The sequence below is a fragment of the Verrucomicrobiota bacterium genome (genome assembly GCA_016200005.1).
Classification (GTDB): Bacteria; Verrucomicrobiota; Verrucomicrobiia; order Limisphaerales; family PALSA-1396; genus PALSA-1396.
The window spans coordinates 29,088-47,488 of sequence record JACQFP010000069.1; the positions used below are offsets into that span (position 1 = coordinate 29,088).

Genomic DNA, 18,401 nt, shown 5'->3' on the forward strand with positions numbered 1-18,401 from the left:
TCTCTATTCAATTATGCCCGTGAGCATGTCGGCCCTTTGAACGTCAACACGGGGCAAAGTTGAATTCATCCGGGGGGCGCCCCATTGACGCTGCACCAGAAGTGCATTGATGATCCGCTCTGCCGCGCGACCGTCCCACAAGGGGGGGATGGTGCCGAACTTGGTTTCGCGCGCGAGAACTTCATCAAGATCCGCAGACAGACGTTCCCGGTCCGTGAGTCTGTTGCTACCCAGGGTGACGGTCACAGGCCGTTCGGTGTTCGGACGCAGCGTCAGACACGGCGTTCGAAAGTATGTGCTTTCTTCCTGTAAACCGCCGGAGTCGGTCAACACCAAGCGCGCGTTCTCGGTCAGGTTCAGTGAATCTAGGTACCCGATTGGATCCAAAACCTTAAGGCCATTCTGGTTATCGAGTGAAATCCCAAACTGACCACACATCTTCCGGGTGCGCGGATGCATGGGGAACACAACCGGTATTTGCCGGGCAAGCTGGTCGAGTTCCGCCATGATTGTAGTCAGACTCAGTTGATTATCTACGTTCGATGGGCGATGCAATGTGACGTAGGCAAAACCGCTGCGCTTCAGCCGGAGTGTGTTCAGCAGATGACTCGCGCGCGCCTTCTCAAGATTGGCCACCAAGGTGTCTATCATGACATTACCAACGAGCCTTATTTTTGCATCAGGAACACCTTCCCGTTTAAGATTTTCGTTGGCATCGGGCGAAGGTGTCAGCAGCAGGTCGGCCAGCGAATCGGTCACGATGCGGTTCACTTCTTCGGGCATCGTTCGGTCGAAACTTCGCAACCCCGCCTCTACATGCGCAACTTTTATCCCCATCTTGGCGCAAACGAGGGTGCAGGCCATGGTGGAATTCACGTCCCCCACCACAACCACCCAATCGGGCTTTTCCTGTTCACAAACGGTTTCAAATCCAGTCATGACCTTGGCCGTCTGCACCGCGTGTGAGCCAGACCCGACGCCCAGATTGAGGTCTGGGGCCGGGATGCCCAGTTCATCAAAGAACACCTTGGACATCTTCTCGTCGTAATGCTGGCCAGTATGAACCAGGCGGTATTCAAGCGACACACCATTTTGCTTTCCGTCGGTACCACGGCTGCGAATGCATTTGATCACGGGCGCCACTTTCATGAAGTTGGGCCGCGCGCCGGCAATGATGAGGAGTTTGAGTTTTCGGGTCATGCATCCAATAGTTGATAGTTGAGAGTTGATAGTTGAGAGTTAGAACTCTCAACTATCAACTGTCCTCAGCAGCAGTCCAGCTTGATGATGTCCTCAACTTGTTCCACAATCTCACGAAGAGCTTCCCGCGGCCTGGAGTCTGGCAAACCGTTTCTTGTGCGTGGTTTGAGTAGAATCTTATTCTGCACGTCCGCGATGCTCTCAATCAAAGTCATCTTCCCCTGGCTCTGCAGGTGACGATCTACCGCGCCGCTTTTGCCCCGGAAAATGCTGTAGACTGGGACGCCCAACGCCGCCGCTTCGCGGTTCATCGTCCCGCCTCCACTCACGACCAGATCCGAATGCCAAAGCAGGTTCAGTCCATCTACCGCCTCCTTGGGGATGATCACCTTGGAATCGCCGAACCACTGCGGCCAACCCGCCTTTAACTGAGTTTCCTGGGTCTTGTTGCGTGGCAAAAGCACGGCCTTCACTCCCGGAGAGTTACAAACGCGATTCATGAATTGCACGAAGAATAGTTCGCTTTCCGGGTTGTGATAATGGGCCTCTGTAGCTGGCGGGCGAACGGTCACGACAATTTTGCCGTTACCCAATTGGAGTTGCTGGCAAAGCGTTGGGTCCGGTTTGAACTCGGGCGCATAGACATCTTCCTTTATGCCTTTGTACTTTCGAATTCGTTCCCTTGCCTGGCAGTGCAAGTTCTCCTTGAACAGCACGTCGGGGACAATTTCCCACCGTGGACGCAGGAGTAGCGGTGTCTGGGCATGTTCATAATCCATTATCATAATGGTTGGGATACGGAGGAGATTGCACAGGAGGATCTGGGATCGCGAACCATGCGATAATCCCAGCGCGGGGCGCTCCCGCATCACGAATGGAAGCAGTTGCAAGCTGCGCCACACGAGACCCCATACTTTCAGGAAACTATTCTTGCCGTAATGGCGACCGACTTTGGTGTAGGCAAGGTCAAATCGTGTCGCCAGCTCACAGGTCTGAAAAGCGTCGCGCGCCGTCAACACCACGATGTAGCCACGTTTCTCAAGTTCCCTGATGATCGGCTTGAAAAATGGGATGTGCGGGGTGTTGTCGAGATCAATCCAGATTTTCTTGCCGGAGCCGACACCGGCAGCGGCGGACCGAAGTTCACACGAGGTGAAGTCGCTCCGGGTTTGCCCGAATTTGCTTGATGTGATGAGAAGTGGATTAGCCACAGCTTGGTTGTTCTCGTGTGCAATAAGCGCCTTCAAAATCTGAAGCGCCTTGAAAGTCCTCTTGTTTTGCCAGACCAAACCACCGGCCCATTAACCTACGAACGCAGGCGGCAAGCCTCAAGTGCGGTTGCCAAAATAACTTTCCGGATAGAAACGCACAGACCCCTCACCCGGTCCGGTCTTCGACCACCCTCTCCCCATCGGATGGGGAGAGGGAAGGGTGAGGGGCAATTCGGAAATCAATTCTGGCAGTATAATTTCGAAATCCGTCAGCGCCGGACCAGGTTGGCGGACCCGTAGCTGTTACCTCGTCGCTGCCCGCGACCTGTCAGGCACAGATGCGTTTTCCACGGCCAAAACCTTCCCTGCACTTGACCTGTGATTCTCTGTTCAACCTTGCGTCGCTCGTCAGTATTGGACGTGAATTCGAAACCGGCATTGTCAGGTGTCGTCCAGAAATTCCTGATGCAATCGAGCGGGAATATAACTGCGGGTCTTGTTGAGCACCGCGCACACATTTGCTTTCGATTCTGCCAGTAATGCGCTCGCGTGTTTGACGACTTCCTGGCGGGTCTTCTCCGATTCGATGATGAGCACCGTCATATCCATGAAACCGGCAAGACGCGCCGTCGCACTGGTCTGGCTGACCTGGGGCATGTCAAAGATGATGTAATCGTAGTCGCTGGCCCTGAGTTTGGGCATCAAACTCGCAAAGCGCCGGGGCAGGGCGGCCGGGAGTTTGTCGTTGTCCGTCCGTTCAGTGGCGAAGTAAAGGTTAGCCTGAACCATTGCGCTTTCCATCGTCTCACTTCGCAAGGCCTCCTCCAACCCACAGTCAGGTGTGCCCTTGAAGAACTGCTGCGCCGCCGCCTGCTCGAGATTCATATCGACCAACAGAACTTTTCCGCCTCCCGTTTCCGATAGGGATGCGGCCAGACCGCCCGCAACGCTGGAAACGCCAGCGCCTTTGCCACAGCTTGTCACCGCGACGAGCTTCGGTTTGTGGTTAAGATTCCGAACCTCAAAGTAAACCAGCAGCCGGTCTCGCAACCCTTCAAAAAAACAGCGCAGGGGGTGGCGCTGATCCCAAGCAGCGACTTGCGTCGTGCCAGCTTTTCCGGACGGCATCATTTTGCCGGCAAGCTCAAGCGCGGCGCCTCTTACATCGCTCAAACGCAGGCGTGCCTTCCCCGTAGCTCGTGGAAGCAGGCGGTTTCCATTTCGGCGCAGGTCGGGAATGGAAATAAACAAGGGCAGTTGCAACTTTGTCTCGACTTCGCCCGGTCGCTTCACGGAACGATCCAGAAACAGCTCGATCAGAAAGGCCAGAGCAACCCCGCAAACTGCGGGGATTACCGCCAGCATCGTCACCTTTTTTTTGAAGGGTTTTGACCACCCCATAACCGGAGGCGAGGGCGATTGAAGAATGCCGATGTTCGGGGCTTTTCCAGATCCCAAGGCGTCCTCAATCCGGGACTGATCCAGATTGGCCGAAAAGTATTTGAGGTCGGCTTCCTGAAGCTCTTTCTTCCGTTGTAGTTCCTGGATGGGTCCTTCCAGCTCTTCGAGCTTGGTCGCTTCCGCCTGAATCTTGGCCAATTGCGAATTCAGAACCTCGATTTTCAATTTGAGCGCCTTTACCTGAACCAAGTCAGAGGACGGATCAACCGAAATCCCTCCCGATGGCCCCCCAAACCTCGGGGAGGAATTGGCCAAACTTGCAAGCCGCGGGTGCATTTCCTCAAGCTCCTGCTTGCGCCTCTCTGTTCCCGCGATCTGCTCCCGCACCTCACGGACTAAACTGGTGTTCTCCGTGAATTGAACCAAAAGCTCCTGCTCTTTTTGTGTTAACCGATCGAGACGCGCGCAGATTGTTTTATATTCCTTAACCTGTTCCGAGGGAATTTGCGGCTCCGTATTGGTCGCTTCTAAACTGGCAGGCACGAGCCCGGTCGTTTCCTCCAACCTGGCCTGACGCTCTGCCAATTCGGCTTGAGCGCTAAAGAGATCTCCGCGGACCCTCGAAATTTGCTCCGTCCAGGCCCTCTTCGCATCCTCCAGGGAGGTGACTCCGGCCTTGCTCTTGGCTGCCCTAAGCTCCTTTTCCGTTTGGGCCAGATCGGTACGCAGCCGTTCGGTCTCCTGGCTCACGAAGTCACCAAATATCCCAGCCGTTTGATGCATTTCCTTATGCTTCTTAACATAGGCGACGATGACTTTGCGAAGTACCTCTCGAGTGACTTCAGGATCCGGATGCTCATAGAAAACCGAAATCACACTGCCGTCGGGAGACGGTACGACCTCCATCATACCCAGCACCCGGCCAGCGGCCTGGTCGCGGTTCGTGTTCCCCCCCCCTTCACCCAGGATCTTGTCCGCCCCAACCGTCTCAACCACTTGTTGCGCCACATCCAGGCTCTTCAAAATCTGGGCTTCAGTCTTGAGAATGCTCGCTCCCTCCCCTTCGGGTGATCTCGTGGGCGCGTCACTTCCCGGCGGCGTCAGCGCCTTGGCTTGCGCGACGTAGCGGATGTACAACTTGGCCTCGGAACGGTAACGTGGCGGCTTGATCGCGAATACGGCAACCGCCCCCAACACGCCGATTGCAGAAAACAGAATGATAGTCCACTTCTGCCGAAACAACACAAAGTAGATATCGTCCAAAGCCATCCCATGGGGCTTATCATCTTGTTCTCTATCATCTTTCATGTTGCTTCGTCTGCTTTCATCAAGCAAAGGAGAATTACGAAGAATCCTCCTATGTCTCAACGTTGGGCTTTGTCGTAATTACTTGCGCCAGCCAAGGCTGAGCATCTCATGTCCATTACCGATAGCAAGGCTCATCAGACTTCCATTGGGGCTGGCAGGAAGGGTTCCAGAACCAAGGCCAAACGGGCGTAGCTGCCAATCGGATTCCGACAAACTCCTACACGCTTTGCGCGGGTGCGAAATTTCGACGTGCTGGAACTCTGAGTGGAATCGATTTCAGCACTCGGGCCGGATTGCCGGCCACCACGGCGCCTGCCGGCACATCTTTGGTGACCACACTGCCAGCGCCGACCAGGGCATTCTCGCCGATGGTGATGCCACACAGCAACGTGGCGCCGGACCCGATTGAGGCGCATCGCTTGACCAAGGTCGGGATGCACTTCCAATTCGACTCGGTTTGCAGTTTGCCCGTCACATCGGTGGCGCGGGGGTAAAGGTCGTTGACAAACGTAACGTTGTGCCCAACAAAAACCTCGTCTTCCAAAGTCACACCCTCACAAATGAACGTATGGCTGGAGATTTTGCAGCGGTCACCAACTTTGACCCCTTTTTGAATTTCCACGAACGTCCCGATCTTCACGTCGTTTCCGATTTCACAGCCGTACAGGTTGGTGAAGTCGTAGATGCGAACGTTCTTGCCAAGCTTCACATTGGAAGCGATTCGCTGCAGGGGTTGTGGTGGTAAATTCATGAGTCAATACAACTCATCCTATGTTCATACACTCACCGGCAGTCTTTGATCAGTTTGAAGCGACCGTGTTGCCCTCCTTGCCGGTTCAGGCACCGATGGCTGTGGCACGGTTCCGACCGTCACCTTCACGGAGATGTCTCCGTTTGGATGGACATCGCCGTTGGGTCGGTGTGACAGATCAATTGGAGCGCCGCCTCGTTTCAGAGATTCCGAGGATGCCTCAAGAATCTGAACCAGTTCCAGCCCCCGCTTGCCGCTCGTCAGCGGGATGGTGCCTTGCTTGATGCAATCGAGAAAGTGCTGACATTCGACCTTCAGCGGTTCCTCCTGTTTGATATAGGGAATATGCACGTCACCATAATGGTAGGCGTAATGGAATTCACCAAACGTATCGTAGTGCGGCGGCCTTTCGACTCGGGCGTCGAAAATCCGGATCTTTTCCATCGGCGCAATGTCGTCATACACGATCATTCGCTTGCTGCCAACAATCGTCATCTCCCTCACCTTGCGCGGGTCGAGCCAACTGCTGTGAATGATGGCCGTTCGTTGCTTGGGAAAGCTGAGGCACATGGTGGTCACGTCTTCCACGCCCGGCGTGATGTGAGCACTGCCGCGGCAGTTTATCGTGACGGGTTGTTCCCCCATGATGTATTGAATGATCGAGATATCATGCGGGGCCAAGTCCCACGCTACATTGATGTCCTTCTGGAAAAGGCCCAGGTTAAGTCGTCGGGCTGAAATGTACCGGATTTCACCAATGTCACCGGCATCGACGGTTTCCTTGATCTTTCTCACGGCGGGTGAATAAAGGAAGGTATGGCCGACCATCAACACCAAACCCTGCTTTCGCGCAATTTCAATCAATTCTTCACATTCATGAGAGGAGGTGGTGATCGGTTTTTCGATGAACGTGTGTTTCCCCGCCAGCAGGCTCGCTTTCGCCATCGGGTAATGCGTCCTGACCGCGGTGGCTATGACCACGGCATCCAAGCCACTGCCGTTCAACATGTGGCTGTAATCTGTCGCACCCTCGACTTCTGGGTACAACGACTTAAGATGTGTGAGGCGCGCCTGGCTGATGTCGCACATCATTTTCAGATTGCAATCGGGTAAAGATCGGAAGTTGCGTACCAGATTTGGCCCCCAGTATCCGCAACCTACTACACCGATATTTATTGGGTTTTTCATATTACGACTCCTTGTTACGACTCCGTTTTCTATGTTTCCTTCTGTGTTCAAACGTCTCTCCTGTTCATCCCGGTAACTGCATGGAAAGATTATTGTGGCATGGACTGCTGATTGACATCCCTGGTTGGAAGTATGATTCCCGACCGGCCACGACCAGCGAATGAACTTCCTTTGTGCCGCGTCTCCTGTAGTTGCATTATCAGGGCCGGGATGGTTCTGAGAATGATTTTGAAGTCCAGCCACAGATTCTTGTTTCTCACGTAGTTGATGTCCAACTGGATCATTTCCACGAAAGTGGTTCGGTTCTTGCCACTGACCTGCCACAGTCCGGTCAGCCCGGGCAATGTATTGAATCGTTCTCGCTGCCACGGAAGATATTTGTCATACTCGTAGGGCAGACAGGGACGTGGACCTACCAGGCTCATGTCCCCTAGCAGCACATTGATTATTTGAGGCAGTTCATCCAGCCCGGAGGAACGAAGCAGCAAACCCAAGGGGATGAGCCGCGGGTCGCCTTGCGTATCCATTTTGACCATGGGCACATCCGAACTCATCAGGTGATTTAGATGGCCTTGGTGTACTGTCGTGTCAGCACCAACAACCATGGTGCGAAACTTGAAGCACGTAAATCGTCTGCCCAGGTAACCGACGCGCTCCTGCCTGAACAAAACCGGCCCGGCGGAAACAGCCCGAATCAACAAAGCGATGAACAACATCAACGGAAACAGCAAGGGCAGGGCCACCAGAATTGCAGCCATGTCGAGCACTCGCTTCCAACGTGGAATTTTCATGCAAAGCTCCGCACTTGCAGGTTGGGACGAATCCTCGCCCGACCCACTCTCACGCTCCGGACGCACCCCCGGAGTTTTATTTCTTGCCCCCATCTCAACTTAATCCTGCAACACCGCTCGCTGCGGTGCTGCCAAAAACGGCACCCGGTCCGCCACGCTGTTTTTCTCCAGCACGACCAAACCCCGATCGACCTCCACCGCAGTGGGGCGGCCCAGAACGTCGAGTAAAACCTGAACGCGCTGTCTTGCGGGCATCACCCGCAGAACAAAAGCACGCATACCGACAAAAGCCCCATCGGCGACGAGCACCTCCGCCCCAGGTGAGAGAAGGTCATCAACCGTGATGGGATCTTGCGTCTCGAAACACTCCTGTAACTCCTCGATGACCGAATCCGGAATTGCCGGAATCCGGTCCGCGAAGTGAACGATATTGCTTACCCCGTACGTGTATTTGATCTCGTCCAGCCGCTCTCCAATCACGCAACGGACAAAAAGATAACAAGGGAACAGCGGTTCGATGACCCGCACCACGCCACGGCGGGTCGCCCTTTCAACCCGCAGACGGGGATGGAAAACTTCCAATTTCAGGTGCTTGCGCAGATTCGCCGCGGCAATGTGTTCATGCTTCGGCTTTGTGCGCGCGCAATACCAGGCTGGGGCGTTGGTTTGCATTTTCAGCGTTGAAAGGTGGCGCAGGGACCGCGGTAATTCGTCGGAGTGGCTTGCCGACACTGAGCATTCGAGATTCTTGGCGCCAATCCTTCCAAGAACAATGCCCATGACAGGCGCAGGAGGCAGATTACACCGGAACCCATAACACAATACCTTGTCGCCCACGGAAAAACCGAATTCTGGAACAACCTCGCGACAGGAGCACGATCGGATGTCCGGCCAAGAACTTCCCGCATGTTGAATATAGTGAATCTCACCGGCATGAATCTACACACCATCCGCAGCAAATGTCTGTCGTGGCCTACCCTCATTCTTTTGTAGCGGCGGCCGGGACAAACCTTCATGACTGCTGCTTCACCACGCCGATTAGGAGAGGTCGGAATCGATCAAACCATCCAAGGTGTTGAAGCGGCGGCGGCGCGCCGGGTTGGAGAATGCGTCGTGACCTCAGGGATTCGGACTACTAGCCTGCGAGGCGACATGCCAGCGGATGGCGTATTGAAGCAGATCGAGGGCGTCTTTGAGATTCAGCTTTTCCTTGATGCGCGCGCGATAAGTTTCCACCGTGCTGACATCAATGTGCAGTTCTGCGGCAATCTGACGGGTGCTGCGCCCTGCCCCGATGAATTCGAAAACTTGCAACTCCCGATCCGTCAAACAATCCAAGGGGAAACCCGTAGTGGGGCGGGAACGACCGGCGATCCGGGAGGCCACGCGCGCGGCCGCCTTTTCACTCCAATAAATCTCGCCATTCAAAATCTGCCGGATGGCCACGAGAATCTTTGTGGCGGCTTCCTGTTTGGTAATGTACCCGCGCGCGCCGGCGCGGATCGCCCGTTCTGCGTGAAGATCCTCGTCGTGCGCGGAGAGCACCAGAATTTGTACTTTTGGATAACGGGTGCGAAGGTCTTTGATGAGTTCCATCCCGTCGGAGTTTTTCAAAGTCAGATCTATAATGGCCAGTTGCGGTTTCGAGGCCGCCACCGCCAACAAAGCCTGCTCACGATCTTCCGCTTCGCCGCAAACCATCAAATCACGTTCGCGTTCGATAACCCCCTTCAACGACAAGCGCACCAGCGGATGGTCATCAATGATCAGAATGCGGGTATGGCTGTGATTACCCGTCTGATTGTGTTTGGCATCTTTCATCTGCGTCTTTAAGATTCAATCTGGAAACCCATTCGCCGCCACCAAAAATCCTGATTCGATTCATCGCTGTTAACCCACTTTTACAGACATTACTTATGCCGCCACGAGTCTCGAATTGCAAGCCAGAAGAAATTATTTGCGCTGACTCGCACGCGCACCACTTTGTACAGAGTGCACACGGCCAGTCCTGGGCGGTTGAATGGCGCTTGGCGCTTTCCAGGAATATTCACGCTGGGCCTCAGCCAAATCTTCACACCGAGGATGGCACACCCGTCGCAACAGCGCCAACGTCAGCCAGCACCGCGCCAGCGCGGATTGCTTGCCCCACCGCGAAGGCACTGGCAACCAAACTCGCGTCTCACGCCTGGCCGCTCAACTCACAATCGGCCATTTGAAAGTGGACGTCAGCGCGATGCGTCTGCCGGTTTCCTGTGACGCGCGTGCGGCAGTGATGATTTCCAAGACGTGCAGCGCCTGCTCCGGCGTCACCAGCAACTCCTTTCCAGTGACGAGACACTCGGCAGCCAACGCCGCGCCTTGCTGCCAGATGTAACCTTCCGCGTCCGTCACATGGCGCTCGAGTTTCGGTTGTTGCTTCGTCGCCAGATCGACGCCTTGCGGTGCCCAATCGTAACCCACCAAACCCATAAACCCGCCCGAACCGACAATCGTAATGGTGTGCCGCTGTTCGCCGCGTCCGTCGTGGCCATGCGGGTTGAAGTAATTGAAGCCCGACTGCACGTGCGAAATGACGCCCTTGCCGTGGTCGAGCAACACCATCGCGTTGTCTTCCTCGGTCACCTTGATCTTACCCTTCTCCGTGATGTCCCGCTCCGCCGTGACGATGCTCAACATTGCCGTGACGTGTTTCACCGGGCCGAGCAATCCGGTCAGCGACGTGATGTTGTAAACCATCAGGTCCGGCATGCTGCCACCACCCTTTTCGTAAAAGAAGGAAGACCAGTTCGGCCCTTCGTGTCCATAGTCCGCGTGCGCCGCCGCGACGCGTCCGAGAGCGCCTTGCGCCAGTGTACGCGCCATGAATGCGAACTGCGGACTTTGCACCGTGATCGGCGCGCCCCACAGTCGCCGGTTCTTTTTCCTGGCCAAGGCCAGAAGTGCTTGGCCGGCGGCGAGTGAGTTGGCGATGGGCTTTTCGCTCCAAACATGTTTGCCCGCTTCGAGCGCCTGCCGGTTCAAATGCTCATGCTCCTGCATGTCCGTAAGATCGATGAGAAAGTCGAACGGCTCGCCCGCCAGCATCTTGTCGATGTGCGGATAGTGATGCGCCACTTTGAATTCTTCCGCCCGCTTGCGCGCGCGCTCCGGTCGGATGTCGCACAAACTCACGACCTCGACATAAGGACATTTCGTGAGCACCGGCAGATAAGAACCCGACACGCTGCCGCACCCGATTATGCCGGTACGGATGCGCTTGGTGTCATCGGCCACTGCGGTCACGGCGCCAGACGCCACGGCGGCACCGGCGAGTAAAGTTGTCTTCGCGAATTCACGACGGGTTATTTGATGGGCTTGCGTCTTCATCGATTTGGTTCCTTTATTCTGTACCCTTGTCAGGGCCTTGGCGGTGTTGAAATTGCGACTCGCTTCGCGGCGCGCATGGGCACCAACGCGCGTTCGGAAGGCCTCGCGATTGACAAAAAGCTCTGCGCACGCTCCCCTTGCCTTCATGAAGCAGGTTGCCACGCGAATCCTCCGCCTCTGCCTCGTGGTCGCCGCGGCTTGCGTACTGGCAGCGCCTGCGCAAACAGCCGGTGACTGGCGGTTGGTGTGGGCGGATGAATTCCAACAGGCCGACGGCAGTGCGCCCGACCCGGCAAAATGGGTTTATGATCTGGGCGGCGGGCTCTGGGGCAACAACGAATTGCAAATCTACACCGACCGCCGGGTCAATTCCCGGATTGAGGGCGGCAAACTCATCATTGAGGCCCGCCGGGAAACCTTGACCGGCGCCGACGGCGTCAAGCGCAATTACACTTCCGCGCGGCTTAAGACCCTGGGCAAAGTGTCGTGGACGTTTGGTCGAATGGAGGCGCGTATAAAGGTGCCAAGAGGTCAGGGAATCTGGCCCGCGTTCTGGATGCTCGGCACAAACATCACCACCGTCGATTGGCCGGCGTGTGGCGAGATTGACATTATGGAAAACATCGGGCGCGAACCTCTCACGATTCATGGCACCATCCACGGGCCGGGCTACTCTGGTGGTGGCGGCATCGGCGGCGCGATTACCAACCGGGTTTCGGTTGCCGGTGACTTTCATCTCTTCGCCATCGAGTGGGAGCCGGCGCTGATACGGTGGTTTCTTGACAACAAGCTCTATTTCACAGTCACAACCACGAACCTTCCTGCCGGGGCGAAATGGGTTTTCGATCACAACCATTTTCTGCTCCTCAACGTCGCCGTGGGCGGCGACTGGCCGGGAAACCCGGACGCTTCGACCTCGTTTCCGCAACGGATGGAGGTTGATTACGTCCGTGTTTACGCGCCCACCAACGCGGTGCCGCGGCGGTTTTAGCAGGGCCGGACCAGAGAGCGTTTTTATGGAGTTTTCGGGCGATAGAATTTCTTGACTTCCAATGGGGCTGGCACGGTGTAGGGACTGGTGGCGCCGACCAAATCGCTCCACGGGCCGCCGATGTTGTCGGCGCTTTGCAACGGCACACCGCCCGTCCAGCGGATGACGATATCGCTGCCTTCCAGCCGTACGGTGATGCATCCTGGAATTTTGCCGGCACTCGGACCGCCCAACGAAGCGATGGAAGCATCGGATCTCCGCCCACTGCTGAACTGGACACTGCTGACATAGGCATCGTTGTTGTAGCCGTTGTTTTCGGCGAACAGCAACGCGAAAGAAGTTTGCAGCGAGAACCGGCCATCCACCACATCGAGCCCTTCCGTCTGTTCTCCCACCTTGACGCCATCAACAAACTTGGCAACGACCGGGTGAATTCCGGGGCCGGACATATCCACCGCCAGGGCGATCCGATGCCAGACATCCGGCGTGATATTGCCGTGATAAATGCCGTTGATCCCGATGCCATTGGCGAAATCGTCGATATAGAATTCGCTGTCATCGCCACCGTTGGTGGCAGTCGTGCTGGCCTGCAGCAAGGCGCGCCACGCCAGGTCTGAGCTGCTGGGATAAAGGATGTCATAGATAATGGTGTACTGATTGACATTGGCGCCGCCACCATTTGGCAACGCGCCGTGGAACATTTTGTAGCCGCCCCAAGCGTCAGTACTGGGATTCTCGCCGGGGCTGACGTTACTGCCACTGGCCGGAGTGAACTTCATAACCGTGGCCGGCTGGCCATTGATGCTGGCGATGGCGAAATTGGCAGTCGTATTGAACGTGGTGGTGGCCTGCACCGAGGCGTCAAAATATTGCAGGTCCTGGCCGCAACTTGCGGCAAGGTTGCCGTTGAAGTCCCATTGGCCGGTGACAACGGCACCGGGGTTAATGACCGTCACCAATGCAGGCACGCTGCTCGTCACTGAGCCGCCGGCATTGCTCACGATCACATCATAACTGCCAGCGTCGGAAACTTGCGCATTTTGGATATTAAAAACAGACAGAATCGCGCCCGGAAGATTCGTGCCGTCGTGACGCCATTGATATTGCAAGCCGTAGCCTACCGCGCTGACCGTCAGCACTTCGGCCGCGTTGCCGATCGCGACTGTTTGATTCACCGGAGCGGGGCCGGCGGCGATCAAAGGCGGACTGAAGGCCGACGGAGAGAGGCTGTAGAGGCCAAAGTCATCCACGCCGAAATACCAGCTATCGCTCGCGACCTGCGCAAATCGAAACCGTACCGCAGGCTGGTTGTCCGCCGCGGTCAAACGAATGACTTCGACGCGCTTGGATTCCGCATCGTCATCGTTCAGCCGGGCGCTGAGGTAGGGGCCGAGGGTGGACCATTGGCTTTGGCCCACGCCAATGAAAGCGCCGTAATTGCCCGGCGGAGGCACGTCTCCGTGCGCAACCGCAAAGGTGTTTGACGCATCCACACTGTGCGCGTTGTTGAAGGCGATGTCCGGGCCGTCGAGCAGGTAAAGTGCAGGCAACCAGGTGGCGCCACCATTGATGGAGTACTCGACCGAACCGAGACTGTCCTGGTTTTGCTTGTAAATGTTGTGGAACGAGAGATGGACATTGGAATGGCCGGTCAGATTGTAATCCCTTGTGAATAGATACTGGATCTGATTGCCTGCCGAGCGATGAGCCGACACAGCGAAGATGAAGTTTGTGTCGATCAGGTTTGTGACCGGCGCACCGTTAATGAATTGATTGGGTGCGACACTGAAAGCGCTCAAGTAATCCCGCCCCAAGTCGTTCGGCACCGTAGTCAGATTGGACAGGGTGCTGCGACTGATCACCACCCAGTTCGTAAAGGAGTCCGAACGGAAGTCGTTAAGATCATTTCCAGGAATGACATCAAGGTCGGTCGAGTTTGCGACCGACCACCCGGCAGGCAAGGTCTCTTCCGCCAAGGCATCAAAGTTTTCCAGATAAATGGGCGGGCCAAGATTGAGGTTCACGTAAGACCCGACCGTGAATTGAAATTGATTGGTCTTTGTGGTGACCGGGAGGCCGTTGTCGCTCCAGACAATTCTGTAAGTGTGGGTCGAAAGCGCCGTCAGGAGCCCGGGAGGATCGTATTGAATCGTCGTCAGATCGGCGGACTTCTGAATGGTCGGCGTCACGGGCGAGCCATCGAAAGAAAACTGGAGGGAGTTGGTGTTCACCGTCTTGGCGACATCTCTCAAGCCGACATTAATGAGAACCGCCGGGCTGACGCCGGGCTGATTGTCGGTTGGCGACGCGGTTTCGAGAAGGGTTGTCTCATTGGTATTGATCACGTCGAGCTTCACGAGATCGACATAGGTGTCGGGGCTGCCGCTGACACCCGCATTGGGGCTGCGTGTGATATACACGGTCGCTTTACGCGCTCCCGTTGGCACTGGCGCCCTTGTGGAATATTTTATCCATTCATGATTACCTGCAAGATTCCCGGGGAAGTTGGAAGTGCCGTCGGCGAATATGACGGCATGGGTGCCGTCCGTGCGATCAAAGATGACGTTGGTGCCAATCTGGTTGGTGCCGGTCGCATCGAAAAATCGAAGATTCAGAAAGGGCTGTTCCGGATTTGAGTGGGGTTTGCCATAGGAAGCGAGCCAGGCGCTGAACGTGTATTGACCGCGGTTAGCGTCAATGTCCGTCCCGCTCAACGCATTGGTAAGATTCACCGTTTGCTTGAGCGCGTATTTCAAATTGTATTGCAGATGGTCGGTCAGGTTGGTCGGAGTGACAAAGAGTGCATACGCATCCACCGCACTTTGGTGCCGCCAGGCATAATGGCTGCCGGGATTCTCGGCGGCAGGAATCGTCACCCCGTCATAGTATGCGACCGACCAGGAGTGCGAGATGGAACTGACGATGCCGTCCCAACCCGCTTCCATCCCGTCCCGGCGTCCACCGTACGCACTTGCGCCTCCGATCAAGGTATCGAAGCTACCGTTCTGGATCAGGTCGATGGCATTGACGTTGCCGATGAAGGCCATCCCCCCAGCGAGGATGGAAGCGCCCATTCGGAATTTTGTTTTCATGGTTTTCGCTTTTGTTCGTGGATGTTTACGGTTGACTGAAATGATTCGCCAAATCGGTGTGGACCTGGCTTTGTTCTTATGGCTGTGCTCACAATACGCTGATTGTAGTTTTTTCCACCGTCGGGTTACCTCAAGTTGTCTCAATTCTTCATCGCGCCCCACGTTTTCAGATCTTTCTCGCGCGGCAACCGCATCGCGCTTAGGGCCGCCCGGCACTTTTCGCAAGTCGGTCCGCCGCGGTCATTATTTCTGCGCATCAACGTCAGGTGGTTGTCCTTGTCGCAATAATATCCCACGACTTCCACGAGTCCGTCGTCCTTGCATTTTGGGCAAGTGACCCCGAGAAACTGAGAGCGACTCGTGTAAAACTTGCCGCCGCATTTGGTGCACATATAACCGTTCGCGTCGGAATCGCTGGCCTCTTCGGCGATGTTTTTCCGGCAACCGCTCCCGATCAGCAGTGCTGCAGCCATGCCAAAGACCAGTGAAACCCGAAAGTGCAGGTGCCAGGCTCCGACGCAATTTGTTTTTCGTAGCGGCATGGTTCAGGTCAAGGATCAGAATCGCAACCGAGGTACAAACTCAAAATGTATCTCTTTTCTGGACGATCTGAGACAAATTCAACGTGGCCGTCACAAAAGGAAATATTCCCGCCATCGGCGCCGTGATTATCGATCGGGTCGGGAATGTTGTTGCGCGTGCCTTGATAGCCACCGTCGCCATCCAAAAACAGCCAGGCCTGCGAAGGGCTGGCCTTCGTGCCCTTGAAGGAAAATCCGTACGAAGACGAAAAATGATAGATCCAGTTTTGGACGTTGGACGAAGTTTTTCGGGCATTCAGGCCGTAGGCACCTGAACTGTAGCCCCACCAGCCGAAAAGTTCATAACTGGAACCCGGATGCTTCTTGCTAAGGGCAAATTGTGTCAGGTCCAGGAGAACCAGGTCTGTCGCTGAAGTTGAACGTCGGATGTAATTGGTGCTGCGAATGAAGTTTTGAGTCGCCGGACAAACAAAAACCTTCAGGTTGGAAATATAATTCGAATACAACCAACTCTGGTCATCATCCCCATCCCCAAGGACGTTGGAGAAGTTTCCTTTCGGATCATCTTCCGAATACATCTGGCTGCCCAATTGCATCTGTTTCAAATTGTTCGCGCACGAGATCTGCAGTCCCTTCTTCTTGGCCTTGGCCAGGGCGGGCAACAGCAAACCGGCGAGAATCGCTATAATGGCGATGACAACCAACAACTCGATCAAAGTGAAACCAGACACTTCCTGTTTCAAAAAGCTTGTGTAGAACAGTCGTGGTTTGCGGCTGGGTTTCATTTTGGCAGTCGTTGTGAGAAAGTCGCCAAACCTGTTAGGGAAAGGCACCGAAGGAATTGCTGTTTTGACGTCGTTGGCCGGTGGTTGACGTTCTATGCTGCTGGCAGATGACGTTCGCGTCCTTCATGATTTGTGCTGGTGCAGACAATTTACAGTGAAATCTAAAGTGAACAATAGCCTGTTTTGGGGGCAAACGGTTGTCGGTTGGCTGAAAGCTCCGTGAACCCCGCTGCCCACAAAATCGGCCCGCAATTCGCCGTGTGCCTCGCTCGCAGAAGCAATCCTATTAAAAAGCTGATCGGCTTGAATCGGTTCACCTGTTCGTGCTGCGTCTGGAGTCAGGCCATCCTTTGGATGAGTGAAAGCCGAATCGGTTTCTCGCGAGCGTCGTGGATGTTGACACCCTCGGTGAAACGGATTCTGTTGTTGGCAATACAGAATGGCCAAGCAACGTCCAAGCAAATCTCCTGGCCACGCTTCCCCGGCATGGGCGGCCAATTGTGCTTCGCTTAAGCCCGCGAGTTTCTGGCGCAAACGGGTTTTCAAGAGCACGTTCACCCGCGGCGGTCAGAGCATTGTCGTCAAAGGATGGGCAATCCGAATCCAATACCAAGGAAAACGCCGAACCTTTTCCCTGGGCCCGAGCAACCGACTCGCAGCCGCGTTGAAGGCGGGGCAAATCTACCAAACCATTCTGAGAAAAGGCTGGGACATTGCCGCTCAACTCTACGCCAGAAAAAAGCTTGCCCGTGCACAGCCAGCGGTGGAAGTCAGGCCGCCGCAATCACTGAAAACCAGTATTCGTTATTGGAAACTTCGTTTGCTTCGACGCCGGCACTCCCGTCTCTCCATGACTGGCCCGGGCGAGGAATTCGCCGTCAGAATCGAACATGGAGGAATCAGTCACTTTTTTCCGTTGGGCGCACTGGCCGAGGAAGCCGCGGCAACGAAAGCGTTGGAGATTTACCGGACGGTTGTGAGCAAAGGATGGGACACGGCCAACCGCTGGTTTTCCCGCGAACTGACCTTGGGTTTCCACTGGGCCACCAACCCCGTGGCCTGGACTTACACAACGATTCACACACGGATTCAAAAGCCCGAGACGCCACCGCAGGAGGCCAAGGACAAGTCGCCTTTGAGCATTGTCATTGTTGAAGGCGACGCCGGCGTTCAGAAAGCCATCGCCTGGCACCTCCGCCGCTTTCAGCCTGCCAGCAACGCTGTGGGCATCGCCCGCGGAACAGACGCACTGCGGGAAGTTCCCCGCCATTCGTACCAACTGATGCTCGCCAATCACAGTTTGCCCGACATGTCGGGCGACGGGCTTCTGCAAAGAATGAAGAGTGTCGCGCCGCAGTTGCCGGTTCTGATTTATTCCGTTTACGAAGATAGCGACGAGTTGTTCAAGGCCACGCCGGGCGGTGCGGCGGGCTATATGTTAAAGCGCACTCTGCCGGAACAGATGCTGGAGCCGATCGCCGGATTGCTGCCGCATGGACCGATTAAACCGCAATTGATGGTTCAGCAGGTCAGGCAATACTTTCAGAACGTCACCACGCTGCTCCAATCCGGCGGCGAATTCCATGAGATCGGCAGGCTCACACCGCGCGAAAAGGAAATCCTTGGCCATTTGAGCAAAGGCTATCTGGACAAGGAGATCGCACAGTCGCTCGGAATCAGCGTCTGGACGGTGCACGGGCACTTGAAGAATATTTTTGAGAAACTCCAGGTCCACTCCCGCACCGAAGCCGTGGTGAAGTTCCTCCAAAAATGAT

At 55.6% G+C, this 18,401-nt stretch carries 14 protein-coding genes; 2 read left to right on the forward strand and 12 right to left on the reverse strand.

Annotated elements, in window-relative coordinates:
- Positions 1 to 3: 3 nt before the first annotated feature.
- The 9 genes from wecB to HY298_23465 all read right to left on the reverse strand — a co-directional run bounded on the left by wecB (position 4) and on the right by HY298_23465 (position 11,216).
- On the reverse strand, positions 4 to 1,200 hold the full coding sequence (gene wecB / locus HY298_23425; protein ID MBI3853212.1) for a UDP-N-acetylglucosamine 2-epimerase (non-hydrolyzing): 1,197 nt from the start codon (positions 1,198 to 1,200) through the stop codon (positions 4 to 6).
- A gap of 65 nt (positions 1,201 to 1,265) precedes the next feature.
- The gene (locus HY298_23430) at positions 1,266 to 2,393 is read right to left on the reverse strand and encodes a DUF354 domain-containing protein (protein ID MBI3853213.1); all 1,128 of its coding nucleotides are present in this window, start codon (positions 2,391 to 2,393) and stop codon (positions 1,266 to 1,268) included.
- A 459-nt stretch (positions 2,394 to 2,852) separates the two neighbouring features.
- Positions 2,853 to 5,120 carry a hypothetical protein gene (locus HY298_23435; GenBank protein ID MBI3853214.1) on the reverse strand — a complete coding sequence of 756 codons (2,268 nt, stop codon included), beginning with the start codon at positions 5,118 to 5,120 and terminating at the stop codon, positions 2,853 to 2,855.
- Between the two features lie 217 nt (positions 5,121 to 5,337).
- Positions 5,338 to 5,871: an N-acetyltransferase gene (locus HY298_23440; GenBank protein MBI3853215.1), complete on the reverse strand. Its 534-nt coding sequence runs from the start codon at positions 5,869 to 5,871 to the stop codon at positions 5,338 to 5,340.
- Positions 5,872 to 5,895: 24 nt separating this feature from the next.
- Positions 5,896 to 7,059, reverse strand: a complete 1,164-nt coding sequence (locus tag HY298_23445; GenBank protein ID MBI3853216.1) for a Gfo/Idh/MocA family oxidoreductase — start codon at positions 7,057 to 7,059, stop codon at positions 5,896 to 5,898.
- An 89-nt stretch (positions 7,060 to 7,148) separates the two neighbouring features.
- Positions 7,149 to 7,850, reverse strand: a complete 702-nt coding sequence (locus tag HY298_23450) for a sugar transferase (protein MBI3853217.1) — start codon at positions 7,848 to 7,850, stop codon at positions 7,149 to 7,151.
- Between the two features lie 99 nt (positions 7,851 to 7,949).
- A complete protein-coding gene (locus HY298_23455; protein MBI3853218.1) occupies positions 7,950 to 8,687 on the reverse strand; it encodes a transcriptional activator RfaH in 738 nt (245 codons plus the stop codon).
- A 282-nt stretch (positions 8,688 to 8,969) separates the two neighbouring features.
- Positions 8,970 to 9,671 (reverse strand): response regulator transcription factor, encoded by a 702-nt coding sequence (locus HY298_23460; GenBank protein ID MBI3853219.1) that lies wholly within the window; start codon positions 9,669 to 9,671, stop codon positions 8,970 to 8,972.
- A 372-nt stretch (positions 9,672 to 10,043) separates the two neighbouring features.
- The gene (locus HY298_23465) at positions 10,044 to 11,216 is read right to left on the reverse strand and encodes a Gfo/Idh/MocA family oxidoreductase (protein ID MBI3853220.1); all 1,173 of its coding nucleotides are present in this window, start codon (positions 11,214 to 11,216) and stop codon (positions 10,044 to 10,046) included.
- A 145-nt stretch (positions 11,217 to 11,361) separates the two neighbouring features.
- On the opposite strand from HY298_23465, the gene HY298_23470 reads away from it, so the two are divergent.
- Entirely contained in the window at positions 11,362 to 12,207 is an 846-nt protein-coding gene (locus tag HY298_23470; GenBank protein ID MBI3853221.1) for a glycoside hydrolase family 16 protein, read from the forward strand.
- A gap of 23 nt (positions 12,208 to 12,230) precedes the next feature.
- On the opposite strand, the gene HY298_23475 is transcribed toward HY298_23470, so the two are convergent.
- From HY298_23475 to HY298_23485, 3 genes are all read right to left on the reverse strand, one after another.
- A complete protein-coding gene (locus tag HY298_23475; protein MBI3853222.1) occupies positions 12,231 to 15,299 on the reverse strand; it encodes a hypothetical protein in 3,069 nt (1,022 codons plus the stop codon).
- Positions 15,300 to 15,439: 140 nt separating this feature from the next.
- Positions 15,440 to 15,772 carry a hypothetical protein gene (locus HY298_23480; GenBank protein MBI3853223.1) on the reverse strand — a complete coding sequence of 111 codons (333 nt, stop codon included), beginning with the start codon at positions 15,770 to 15,772 and terminating at the stop codon, positions 15,440 to 15,442.
- 77 nt (positions 15,773 to 15,849) lie between these two features.
- Positions 15,850 to 16,626 carry a prepilin-type N-terminal cleavage/methylation domain-containing protein gene (locus HY298_23485; protein ID MBI3853224.1) on the reverse strand — a complete coding sequence of 259 codons (777 nt, stop codon included), beginning with the start codon at positions 16,624 to 16,626 and terminating at the stop codon, positions 15,850 to 15,852.
- A gap of 439 nt (positions 16,627 to 17,065) precedes the next feature.
- Between HY298_23485 and HY298_23490 the strand changes: the two genes are divergently transcribed.
- Positions 17,066 to 18,400, forward strand: a complete 1,335-nt coding sequence (locus HY298_23490; GenBank protein MBI3853225.1) for a response regulator transcription factor — start codon at positions 17,066 to 17,068, stop codon at positions 18,398 to 18,400.
- Position 18,401 lies beyond the last annotated feature (1 nt).